The organism is Kitasatospora sp. NPDC059327, assembly GCF_042752535.1.
Taxonomy (GTDB): Bacteria; Actinomycetota; Actinomycetes; order Streptomycetales; family Streptomycetaceae; genus Kitasatospora.
In genome coordinates, this window is record NZ_JBHYYB010000151.1 from 1 (window position 1) to 12,102 (window position 12,102).

Here is a 12,102-nt window from a genome sequence, read left to right on the forward strand (position 1 = left end):
CCAACACCACCAACCCGGACGACTGGGCCCGGATCTCCGGCAAGAAGGGCGAGCGGATCGTCTTCATCCGCACGCTGGTCACCGGAAAGCAGGGCCCCGAGTCCGGCCGCTCGATCGACACCGTCAGCAACACCGGGCAGTACCTGTGAACCGGGCGACCGGCCTTCCCGGGGTACGGAGATACCGGCACCACCCACCGCTCACCCCGTAATCGCCGGCAGCACCACTACCCCCCATTCCGGCGCCGCCCGGCCGAATACTCAGGGATCGTTCCGCGGCGTCGTACCCACCGGCGGACCCGGTACCCATCGAAATGCGCACGGACCGTACCACCCAATTCATCGGGTGCGCCGGGATCGGATATCTCTCCCTTGAATGTCCGACTTTGACCTGTATTCTGCATAGCAAGGCCGGAAAGCGCGGAAGCGTTCCAGACCGAGGACACCCAGACCCCGAGTCGTGAGTCCGAGGAATACGGCCCGGAGCGACGTCGTCGCTCTTTCCCCCACCCCTCCGGAATCAGCTCCCCAGCCCGCACGGCCAGGCCCCCTCCCGGGCCGGGCACCTCCTCGAACCCCGTGGAGCCCGTACATGCGCGCATCTGACCTCACCCCCATCCTGCAGCCGGCCGCCTACCTGTGCAGCCACCCGCAGAACCCGAAGAAGGCGGCCGGGGACCGCGAAGCCCTGAAGCACTTCGCGGCCCGCCTCGGCCTGCCGGCTCCGGTCTTCTACCTCGACCACGCCCACCCGTCCGCCCGGGGCCACCGGTCCCGCCCCCAGTTCGAGACACTCGTGCGCGCCGTCATCGACGGCACGCACCGGCTCCTGCTGATACCGGGGCCCTGGGTCTTCTCCGGCGACGAGGGGCGCGTCCGCCTGTCGCTCCGAGTGCTCAACGCGGCCGGCTGCACCCGGGTGCTCGCTCTGCCGAAGCAGCCCGCCTTCGTACCGCAGCAGCGCACGGCGAGCGTCGGCGGATATCCCGGCCAGGAACCGGGGCGTCGACGGCCTCCCTCGTGACCGGCCGCTGAGCGGAGCGCGACAGAACTCCCGGACACCGGGAGGCCTTTCAGCACCGTTCGGCCACCATCCGAGCCTCAGCGCTCGCCCCCGGCCGGGGGTTCGCGGCGGCGAACCCCCGGCTGACGGCTGTCTCCTCCGGAGCACCGGCGCCCCGGAGGCTTTGATAACGAACGAGTGTCGGACCGGGACCAGGAAGCGACGCGGCTCTCTGTACTGACGACCGGCTCTCACCGAGGCACGCACACGCAGGGGAGTCGGCGCTTCCACTCACTCCTCGCCGTGGACCGCGACCTCGCGAGGTCGCCGTCACGCTCTGCTCCTGGATGGTTCATGTTCCAGCGTCACAGCCGCGTCCGTCGGGCCGGTGCACTTCTGGCGGCCGTGCTGGCGGTGGGAGCCGCGTCCGTCGGCTCCACCGCGACCGCGGCGTCCACCACCGTCCCCTTCAGCGACGGATTCGAGTCCGGCGACACCGCCGTCTGGCCCCGCAGGGGCATCGACGGCGCGGGCACGGTGGACGTGGTCGCGGCCCCCGGTGGCCACGCCGGCAAGGCGGCCCGCTTCACCATGCCGGACAGCGGGAACTCCTACCGCTCCGAGATAGCCACCAGCCGCCTGCCGTACGGCAGCTACCGCTACACCTTCGCCAACTACCTGCCGCAGGAATGGATCCCGTTCGAGGCCCAGACCATCGTGTCCCAGTGGCACGGCGGGACGGACACCATCCCGGCCGTCGTCCTCGCGGTCAGGGCGGACCGGTGGATGATGCTCGTCCACTGGAAGTCGGGGTCGGAGCCGGTGAACGAGGTCAGGTACGACCTCGGGCCCGTCCGGCTCGGGCACTGGAACCAGTGGGCCTTCGACATCACCTGGTCCACCGCGACCACGCCCGGGTCCATCACCGCCCGGCTCGACGGCGCCCAGGTGGGATCGCACCAGGGGCCCAACAGTTACGGTCAGGACACCGCTCCGTATCACAAGATCGGTCTGTACCGGCCCAATTGGAAGGCCTCGAAGGGGTACGTGAACCGCGGGACAGCGCCCGTGGTCGTCTACTACGACGACGTCTCCATCACCCCGAGCTCTCCGGTCCCCGGTAAGCCGACGGCCGCGCCCTCCTCGGCCGCACCGTCCTCCCCCACCGCGCCGTCCCCCGCCGCGACGGCCTCCGCCACGCCGGGCTCCCCCACCTCCCCGAAGCCCGCGACAACGCCGCCGACCGCCCGGCCCTCCGCGTCGGAGTCGGCGCAGCAGCCGCCCTCGGCCCAGCCCTCCGCCCCGGCCACCGCGTCCGGACCGGCCGTGCCCGGATCCACGTCCGGAGCCACACCCGGAGCCACGCCAGGGCCGGTCAACGAGATCCCGGCGGAGACGGACACGGACACGGACAACGACGGGCGTCCCCTGGCGGAGACCGGCGCCTCCAGCCGTACCCCGCTCGTCCTCGCCACCGGTGGCGCGCTGCTCGTCGCCGGCCTCCTCCTCGCCTACCGCCTCCGCAGGAGGAACGCCACCGGCAGGACCCACCGAAGGGCGTAGCACCCGTCCGCCGACCGACCCCGTGACTCGGCGGGGTGGGCCGACGGACGGACCGGGCCGGGTCGCACGGACCCGGCCCGGTCCGCTCCACCCCGTGGTCCGGGTGGAGCAGCGGCCGGACGCGTGACCGGCCCCTCCCTTCCCCTCCCGCGCACACCGCTCAGAGCACCGCGCCGACCCGAACGGAATCCGATGTCCGACCCGACCGCCGAGCCGCGCCGTCGTGCCACCGAACCGACGATCCTGGCCCTCGCCGCGACACCCGCGGTGGGGGCCGCGCTCCTGTTCAGGATCCTTCTGCTGGACGGCGAGTCGTCGGACTACTTCTACTTCCTCGGCCCCTGGTACCGGTACATCGCGGAGAACGGCGGGTTCGCCGCCCTCAGCAACGCGGAGTTCTCCGACTACAACGCCCCGTACCTCTACGTCATGGCCGCGCTGACCTATCTGCCGGTGCCGGCGCTGGCGAGCATCAAGTGGGTCTCGATCCTGTTCGACCTGGCGCTGGCCTCGTACGCGTTCCGCATCGTCGCCCTGCGCGGGCCCCGGTGGCGCCGGCCCGCCCTCGGAGCGGCGGTGGTCGTGCTCTTCCTCCCCACCGTCGTCACCAACAGCGGCTGGTGGGGCCAGGCCGACGCGATCTTCACGACCTTCCTGGTCGGCGGTCTGTACCACCTGCTCCGGAACCGGCCCTGGTGGGCTTGCGTGTTCTTCGGCGTCGCGCTGGCGTTCAAGCTCCAGGCGGTCTTCCTCTTCCCCCTCCTGTTGATCCTGGTGCTGGTGAGGCGGATCCCCTGGGCGAGCCTGCTGGCCGTTCCGGCGGTCTACCTGGCGCTCGACGTCCCCGCCTTCCTGCTCGGCGCCGACCCCTGGAAACTGCTGACGGTGTACGCCCGGCAACCGGACACGTACCAGCAGCTCACGCTCAACGCGCCGTCCGTCTACCAGTTCGTCTCCGTGCCGCAGACCGCGGAGGACGCCGTCCGGAGCGCCGGCGTCCTGATCGCGGGCGCGGCGGTCCTGGTCCTGGTCGGGCTGGCGGTGTGGTCCGTCCGGTGGGCCGGCGGTGCGGTGGACCGGGAGGGACGGCCGCCGCTCACGGACACCGAGGTCCTGCTGCTGGCCACCACCTCCGCGATCGCGGTGCCGTTCCTGCTGCCGTCCATGCACGAGCGCTACTTCTACGTCGCCGACGTGCTCAGTGTGATCGTCGCCTTCCACCTCCCCCGCCGGCTCTGGCACGTACCGCTCCTGGTGCAGGTGTCGTCCCTCGGCAGCTACCTCACCTTCATCGCCCCCGATGTGGCACCGTACCTGTCGATGCCGGCCCACGGCATGCTGATGCTGCTCGCCCTGCTCGCCCTGCTCCGGGCCACGGCCGGGGAGTTGCGCGGGGTGCCGGCACCGGAAGCCGTCCGACCCGTCGCACCGGGCGGCCCCCGACCGGCGGCCCCGCGCATCCCGAAGCCGCGGCAGGGGAGTTGAGGCGGCAGCGGCCGAGGGGCGTCACTCGGCGGGGAGGATGCCGGGCCGGTCCACCACCTCCTCGACCACGGTCAACGTCTGGGTGGACCGCACCCCCTGGATGCTCTGCAGCTTCTCGAAGACGAAGGCGCGCAGCGCGTCCGTGTCCCGGACCCTCACCAGGAGCACGATGTCGAACCCTCCGGTGAGGTACCCCGCGTACTGGACCTCCGGCAGGCCGGCCAGCTCGCGGCTCATCTCGCGCCAGCGGAACTGGCCGGCCGAGACCAGGACGAGCGCCGTCACGTGCAGACCGAGCTTGTGGTGGTCCACGTCGATCGAGAAGTTCCGGATCACCCCGGCCCGGCGCAGCCGCTCCAGGCGCGCGTACACCGTGCCGCGGGACACGTTCGCCCGCGCGGCCAGCTCGGCCGCGGGCAGCCGCCCGTCCCGGTTCAGCGCGCGCAGCAGGGCCAGATCGATGTCGTCCAGTTCCATGGGGGCTCCTCGGCCGGGCTCAGAGGTCGAGGGTCAGCCGGGTGCCTCCGCTTCGAGAGACGCACACGAGCATCACGTCGCCCCGCTCCTTCTCCTCGTCGGACAGCAGGTGGTCGCGGTGGTCCACCGCACCGGCGAGGACCGCAGTCTCGCACGATCCGCAGATGCCCTCGCGGCAGGTGGACGGGATCGTGATCCCCGCGTCCTCCAGCGCGTCCAGGAGCGTCCGGTCGGCCCCGACGGTGATCTCCTCCCCCGTCCGGGCCAGCCGGACGCGGAACTCCCGGGCGTCGTCGGCGGCGGGCCGGCTCGGAGCGCCGAACCGTTCCACCCGGAGGGTGAGCGCCGGGTGCCCGGCCACCAGGGCGGCGAGCTCCTCCAGCATCCCCGCCGGTCCGCAGGCGTGGACCTGCCCGCCGGGCGGGAGGGCCCGCAGCCGGGCGGCCAGGTCCGGGCGGCCGCGGTCCGCGGTCGTCCAGGTCTCGCAGGCGGGGCCGAGGGCTTCGACCTCGTCGAGGAAGGGCATCGACGCACGGTCGCGGCCGACGTGGAGGAGCCGCCACGGCGTGCCGGACGCCGCCAGGGCGCGGGCCATCGGCAGCAGCGGTGTGATGCCGATGCCGCCCGCGACCAGCAGGTGGCCGGGGGCCGGGGTCAGGGCGAAGGCGTTGCGGGGCGGGGTCGCCTCCAGGCGGCCGCCCCGGGTGAGCTCCTCCGCGAGGAACGCCGACCCGCCGCGTGACCGGACGGCCCGGCGCACGCCGAAGCGCCACGTGTGCCGGTCGGCGGGATCGCCGCACAGCGAGTACGAGCGCCGGAACACCCGGCCCGCGTGGTCGAAGGTGAGGTCGACGTGGGCGCCGGGGGTCCACAGCGGCAACTCCTCGCCGTGGGCGTGGCCGACGGTGATGACGGCCACCTCGCCACCGGTCCTGCGCACGTCGAGCACGCGCAGCGGGAGGACGGGCACGCGCAGCGGGCCGTCCGCGGGACCGGCGACGGCGGCCGGGCGTGCCGCGTCCACCGAGCGGCCGGAGGCGCCCCCGAGCCCGACCTTCAGGCTGACCGGCCCCCGGAACTCCCACCCCCGGATCACCGGCTCCTCGGCCAACCGGAGGGCCGGGTGGGCCGTCAGCAGTTCCTCCAGCGCCGTCCGGACCTGGGTGCGGGCCAGCACCGCGCCCACGCAGGCGTGCACGCCCGCGCTGAAGGACAGGTGCTGGTTGTGCTCGCGCCACAGCCGGAACTCGTCCGGCTCGTCCCACCGCCCGGGGTCCCGGTTCGCGGAGGCGAGGACGGCGAGGACCAGCGCCCCCTGCGGCAGCAGCCGTCCCGCGACGCGGGTGGGCCTGGTCACCCGGCGCGTGACGGTGCCCACCGGGGCGCCGAACCGGAGGGCCTCCTCGATCAGACGGACGATCGCGGTCCGGTCCCGGTCGACCTCCCGGCGGACCTCGGGATCCGTCAGGTAGGCGAGAAGGGCGTGCCCGAAGAGGTCGCGGGGCTCCTGCATGCCACCGATGATCAGCAGCTTGGTGGTCGCCGCGATCTCCTGGAAGGCGGCACCACCGGCCACCAGGCCCGCCAGCAGGGTACCCGGTGCCGGCCGTTGCCGCAGGGTGGCACGCAGCACGTCGTCGACGGCGGCGCCCGCCTCGTCCGCCCGGCGCTGCTTGGCGGGATCGCGCTCGTAGTTGGCGGATCCGGCGGCGATCCCCTCCACCCATTCCGTGAACACCGGGACGGGCAGCTCGGGCAGCCCGGTGACGCGTTGCAGCACCCGGACCGCGAGGGTCCGGGCGAAGCCGTTGACGAGGTCGACCTCGTCGCCCGGACGGAGCGCGCCGAGCAGGGTGCGGACGGTCTCCCGGACGGCGCCCTCCACGGTCCGCTTGAGCACCGAGGGCCGCAGACCCTCCGTCAGCGGAGCGCGCAGGCGGTCGTGCTGGGCGCCGTCGCTGTGCAGCAGGTTGGGACCGATCGACCGGGAGAGGGGGGAGTCGTGGACGGCGGCGCTGAACGTCCCGGCGTCCCGGCAGATCCGGTGGACGTCCTCCCACCGCGTGACCAGGTGGGCGTGGGCCGCGGGAACCCAGGCGACCGGCTCCTCCTCACGCAGGCGCCGGTAGACGGGGTAGGGGTCGCGGTCGAGGGCTTCGAGGGTGACGGTCGTGCCGAGCGCGGCGGGCTCCGCCGCCGCGCCGGTCCTGGAGGTCGGTGTCGTCATGGCGCAAGCGTGACCGCCGGCCCGGCGATCGGGCCGTGGTGGCGGTCGGTGATCATCAGCTGTCCCGAAGAGAGCGGCCGGCCTGAACGATCGTACGCCCGATGCCGCGTCCGCTGTCCGGACGGCGCGCGCCGCACCGGGCGCGGAGCCCCGGACCTCGGCGTGCGTCCCGCCCGCCACGTGGCACGCAGCGGTATCGGCCGGCCACACAGCGCACGGGCCTCGTATGACGCTCATCACCATTGACCCCGGAACGCCGGGGAAAGCAGGATCGGCCGCACTCCCCGCACCGGCCCGGCGCAGGTCACCCCACCCATCCGGGGAGTGATAGCGAGGTTCCGATGACCACGACCGCTCCCAAGGCCCCCGATTCGACGACGGAGACCCGCGAGAACTGGCTCGCCCGGCTGGCGCTCCGCTTCACCGCCTTCACCGAGAAATGGTTGCCCGACGCCCTGGGCTTCGTCCTGGTGGGCACGTTCCTGATCTTCGCGTTCGGGCTCGTGTCCGGGGAGAAGCTGCTCGGCCTACCGGCCAAGCCCGGCGCGACGAGCGGGTACGGCCTGGTCGACGCCTGGGGGCAGGGCTTCTGGTCCCTCATCACCTTCACCCTGCAGATGGCCATGATCGTGATCGCCGGCTACGCGGTCGCGGCCTCCCCGCCGGTCGGGCGCCTGATCGCGCGACTGGCGGCCCTGCCCAGGACGCCGCGCGGCGCCATCGCGTTCACCGCCGCCGTCGCCATGCTGACCTCCTACGCGAACTGGGCGTTCAGCCTGATCTTCACCGCGATCCTCGCCAAGGAGGTCGCGCGCAGGGTCCCCGGGGTGGACTACCGCGCGCTCGGCGCGATGGCCTTCCTCGGCCTCGGCACGGTGTGGGCCCAGGGGCTGTCCGGGTCGGCCGCGTTGCAGGTGGCCAGCGCGGTGTCCAGCCCGGCACCCGTGCAGAAGGTCATCGCCGAGGGCCGGGGCGGCAACGGACTGATTCCGCTCACCGAGACCATCTTCCTGTGGCAGGGCATGGTGGCCACGGCGATCATCTTCGTCATCGGCGTGGGGATGGCCTGGTTCCTGACCCCCTCGCCGGAACGCGCGAAGACCGCGGAGCAGCTCGGCATCGACCTGGGCCCCGGCCTCGACCGGAAGCTCCAGGACAGCCGGCGGACCAGGCCGGGCGAGTGGATCGAGTACAGCCCGGTCTTCACCGTCCTGCTGTTCGCGCTCGGCGCCTGGTACCTCGTCCGGCGCTTCGCCAACTCGGCGGGCAATCCGCTCAACGCGCTGGACCTCAACACCATCAACCTGATGCTCATCCTGCTGGCGCTCGTCCTGCACTGGCGGCCGGCGAACCTCGCCCGCGCGGTCAAGGACGGCACGCCCGCGGTCTCCGGCATCCTGCTCCAATTCCCGCTGTACGGCGGCATCTTCGGGATGATCGCCTACACCGGTCTGCACAAGACGATCGCCGACTGGCTGGTCTCGATCTCGAACGAGTTCTTCTACCCCGCCATGATCGCGATCTACAGCTGCGTCCTCGGGGTGTTCGTCCCCAGCGGTGGCAGCAAGTGGGTGATCGAGGCGCCCTACGTCCTGGACGCGGCCAACCAACTCCAGGTGAACCAGGGCTGGATGGTCGTCGTGTACGACCTCGGCGAGGCCAGTGCCAACCTGCTGCAGCCGTTCTGGATGCTGCCCACGCTCGCGATCCTGGGGCTGAAGGCGCGCGACATCATGGGGTACACGTTCGCGATGTTCCTCGCCCTCTTCCCCGCGGTGCTGGTGCTGGTCACCCTGTTCGCCCGCACGCTCCCCTTCCCCTGATCCACTCCCCCGGCGACCCGGCGACCTGGTGACCCGGCGACCCGCCCCGTCCCGCCGCGGCCTCCGGGCCGACCGTGCCCCCGCCCTCCGGGGGATCGCCCACGGTCGGCCCGGAGGCCGCGGCCCGTGGGCCGCAGCCGCCGCACGTGACCGGTTCAGACTGGTCGGCCGGCGAGCTCGGCCCGGGTGGTGGAGAGCTTGGCCAGGACGCGCGCGACGTGGTTCTCGACGGTGCGGGTCGAGAGGAACAGGGCGGCCGCGATCTCCTTGTTGGTGGCGCCCGAGGCGAGCAGGTCGCGGATCTGTTCCTCCCGGGGGGAGAGCCGGTTCCCGTAGCCGGCCCGGCCGCGCGGGTTGAGGGTCTGGTGACCGAGTTCGCGCAGCAGGCGGTGGCAGCGGGCGGCGTCCGAGGTGGCGCCGACCGCTTCGAAGGTGGCGATCGGTGCGGCCAGGCGCGCGATGGTGTCGGCCGGGTCGGTGCGGGTCGCGGCGGCGCGTTCGGCTACGAGGGCGGCCCGGTAGGGGCGGCCGATGTCGGTCCACAGCGCCGCCGCGAGGTCGAAGGCCGCCGTCGCGGCCTCGGGGTCGCCGGTGCGCAGGAGAAGGCCCCGGCAGTGGTGCTGTTCGGCGACGGCGCCGGGCGCGTCCCGGCCCTCGGTCCCGGTGGCGTGGCGCGCGGCCAGTGCGGCGGCCTCCTCGGCGCGGTCCAGGGCGAGAAGGGTCTCGACGGCGGTGGGCACGAGGTCCCAGGCATAGGCCCAGGCCTCCTTGCGGTCGAGGAATCCCAGGAAGTCGAGCGGGTCCGTGAGGGTGCGCCAGGCGCCCCGGGGGTCGTCGCGGGTGAGGTGCAACCGGGCGGCGCCGGCCGCGGCACCGAGCGCGTCCAGGTGCAGGCCCCGGGCCAGGACCTCGTCGAACTCGGCGGCGGCCTGGGCGGTCAGGCCGCGGGCGGCGGCGGTGAGACCGCGCACGGCGGCCAGCAGTCCGCCGGACCTCAGCGGGTTGTCCGGGTGACGGTCGTGGAGGGCCGCCAGGCCGCGCTCGACGTCGTCCCAGCGTCCGGCCTGCCAGTCGAGCACGACCCGGAAGGTGGCCAGGTAGGGCTCCAGCATCGGCAGGTGGATGCGCGGTGCCATCGCCCGCAGTTCCTCGACAGCCGCGGCGGACCAGCTGTCGTGCCCGACGCAGAGCCAGGTCTCGGCGATGCTGCAGACACTGAAGGCCGTGCCCTGGAGCACCGGCACCTCGCCGTCGCGGGGCAGCGCCGCCAACAGCTCCGGGAGGTCCGGGTCCGCCACCACGCCCCGCAGGAAGATGCGGGCGACATCCATGATCGGCCGGGCGTTGCGGCTCTCGACGCCGGCCAGCAGGTCGTCGCCGCGCCGGACGAAGGCCCGCTGCTCGGCGAGCGTGAAGCGGTCGGTCTGCGACAGGCCCAGGTAGCTCAGGATCCTGGCGGAGGTCACCGGGGTGCTGTCCCCCACCTCCGTCAGCGCGGTCACGATCTCCTGTTCGCCCGCGCGGTCTCCGACCGAGTAGATCAGCAACCCGCCGAGGCTCGTCCTGATCCGGCCGCGCACCTCCGCCGGCAGACCGGCCACGGTCAGGATCCGGCGCAGGATCCTGACCGTGGTGGCGGCCTCGGTGCCGACCGAGGCCGTGTAGGACAGCGCCCAGGCCGCACGGGTGAGCTCCCGGGGGGTGAGATCGGGCTGGTCGATGATCTCGTTCAGCAGGGCGGCGGCGGTGCCGGTGTCGCCGACCGCGGTCGCCTGGTCGGCGGCGGCCTGGGCCCGGGGCAGCCAGGCCGCCCGGTCGCCCAGCGCACGGGTGTGGTGGGCGATCTGGACCAGCGGCGGCGGGTCCTGCGCCAGCAGCACCTCCAGGACCCGCCGGTGCGCACGGTTGCGCACCGGCCCGGGAAGGGCGTCGTAGACCGCCTCCTGCGCGAGGACGTGCCCGAATCCGTAGGTGTCCGCCCCGGTCTGGCGCAGCACCGCCCCGCCGAGCGCCTCCAGCAGGGCCGGGTCCGCCCGGACCTCGTCCAGTCCGGCCGCCTCGGCGAGCAGCGTCGGCGTCGTCGGGACCATCAGAACCGCCGCGGTGTCGACCAGCGCCGCCGCGTCCGGGCCCAGCCGGCTCCGGCGTTCCGCCAGCACCTCGCCCAGGCTCCGCGGCACCCGCAGCGCGGCCGTGTCCGCGCCGTCCGGCGAGCGCGCGAGGGTGATCAGGTCCTCCTCGATCACCAGCGGCAGCCCCCCGCTGCGCTCCAGCAGCGTCCGCACCAGACCGGGGGCCGGCTCGCCGCCCAGCACGTCCCGGGCCATCGCCCGCAGCTCCGCCTCGCCCAGCGGACCCAGCACGATCTCGGCCCCGCCCGTACCCGGCGAACGCCGGAACGGCACCCCCAGCACCGGCCGGCCACCCGGCAGGTCCTCCGCCCGGTAGGTCAGCACCAGCGCCGAGTCGGCGGGCATGTCCATCGCCAGCAGGAGCAGCAGCTCGCGGGTGGCCTCGTCCGCCCAGTGCACGTCCTCCACCACCAGCACCACCGGCGCCACCGCCTCCAGCAGCGTCCGCACCCCCGACACCACCCGGAACCGGCCCGCACCCGACGCGGACACCTCCGGCGGCAGCGCGGGCGGCGGCTCGGGCAGCGCCCCGGCCAGGTCGGGCAGCAGCGTCACGAGGGCTCCCGCCGAGGGGCCGAGCAGCCCCACCGGCGGCAGCCAGGGCCCGACGCGGCGCAGCGCGTCGATCACCGGCCCGTAGGCCAGCGGCTCCCGCAGCGGGTGGCACCCGCCCGCCAGCACCCGCAGGCCCTGGGCGCGCAGCGTCGCCGAGGCCTCCGCGACCAGCCGCGACTTGCCGATCCCCGCCTCGCCCTGCACCAGCACCACGGCCGGACGCGCCTCGGACACCGGTCGCACCAGGGCCCGCAGCTCGCGTTCCCGCCCCGCGAACGCGCACCCGCGCACGCCGCTGACGTCCGTGCCGCCACCGAGGTCGTCCACACCCAGCTCCTGTCGGGCCGGTGGCCTCCCCCGGGTGGGTAGGAGCAGCGGCCTCTTGGTCCACGGTAGCCATCGCGACGCAGGTCGGCGGGGTGAAGGGCCCGCTCGACGGCGGCGGGTGCTGCGGGGCGGTGCCGGCGGGCGGCCGCTCCGGCGACCGGGGGCCGTTCGGGGGCTCCGGTGCCACGAGGGCGGGCCGCGTCGCCCGGGTGCGGGGCGGCCTCGTGGCGGACGCCCGGCCGCCGGGTGAACCGGCGGCCGGGCGTCGAGGTGGGTCCGGGCCGTTCCGCGGCCCGTCCGGGTGGGGTTCCCTTCCCTTCTGGGGTGTCCAGGCGGGGACGCAGGACTGTCTGTCGGACCGGAAGGGGGTGGGGTGGTGGGGGGGGGGGCGCCCCCCCCCGGGGGGGAGGGGCCGGGGGGGTCGGGGTTTGTTGGGGGGGGGGTGTGGATCACCGCCCCCGGCCCCGTGTTAGCAAAGTTGGTGTGGGTGGGCCGGGTGACGGTGGTGTAG

The 12,102-nt window shown here is 73.9% G+C and carries 7 protein-coding genes; 4 read left to right on the forward strand and 3 right to left on the reverse strand.

Going from position 1 to position 12,102, the window contains the following annotated elements; genetic code table 11:
- Positions 1-591 precede the first annotated feature (591 nt).
- The 3 genes from ACFXHB_RS41655 (at position 592) to ACFXHB_RS41665 (ending at position 4,050) form a co-directional block, all read left to right on the forward strand.
- Positions 592-1,023 carry a hypothetical protein gene (locus tag ACFXHB_RS41655; RefSeq protein ID WP_380581894.1) on the forward strand — a complete coding sequence of 144 codons (432 nt, stop codon included), beginning with the start codon at positions 592-594 and terminating at the stop codon, positions 1,021-1,023.
- 333 nt (positions 1,024-1,356) lie between these two features.
- Positions 1,357-2,565: a heparin lyase I family protein gene (locus ACFXHB_RS41660; RefSeq protein WP_380581896.1), complete on the forward strand. Its 1,209-nt coding sequence runs from the start codon at positions 1,357-1,359 to the stop codon at positions 2,563-2,565.
- Between the two features lie 192 nt (positions 2,566-2,757).
- A complete protein-coding gene (locus tag ACFXHB_RS41665) occupies positions 2,758-4,050 on the forward strand; it encodes a glycosyltransferase 87 family protein (protein ID WP_380581898.1) in 1,293 nt (430 codons plus the stop codon).
- A 21-nt stretch (positions 4,051-4,071) separates the two neighbouring features.
- Here ACFXHB_RS41665 and ACFXHB_RS41670 read toward each other — a convergent pair whose 3' ends face one another.
- Entirely contained in the window at positions 4,072-4,527 is a 456-nt protein-coding gene (locus tag ACFXHB_RS41670; RefSeq protein ID WP_380581900.1) for an Lrp/AsnC family transcriptional regulator, read from the reverse strand.
- A 19-nt stretch (positions 4,528-4,546) separates the two neighbouring features.
- Entirely contained in the window at positions 4,547-6,754 is a 2,208-nt protein-coding gene (locus ACFXHB_RS41675) for a cytochrome P450 (protein ID WP_380581902.1), read from the reverse strand.
- A gap of 341 nt (positions 6,755-7,095) precedes the next feature.
- Here ACFXHB_RS41675 and ACFXHB_RS41680 point away from each other — a divergent pair, with 341 nt between their 5' ends.
- Positions 7,096-8,577 carry a short-chain fatty acid transporter gene (locus ACFXHB_RS41680; protein WP_380581904.1) on the forward strand — a complete coding sequence of 494 codons (1,482 nt, stop codon included), beginning with the start codon at positions 7,096-7,098 and terminating at the stop codon, positions 8,575-8,577.
- A 155-nt stretch (positions 8,578-8,732) separates the two neighbouring features.
- Here ACFXHB_RS41680 and ACFXHB_RS41685 read toward each other — a convergent pair whose 3' ends face one another.
- Positions 8,733-11,591: an ATP-binding protein gene (locus ACFXHB_RS41685; RefSeq protein ID WP_380581906.1), complete on the reverse strand. Its 2,859-nt coding sequence runs from the start codon at positions 11,589-11,591 to the stop codon at positions 8,733-8,735.
- Positions 11,592-12,102 lie beyond the last annotated feature (511 nt).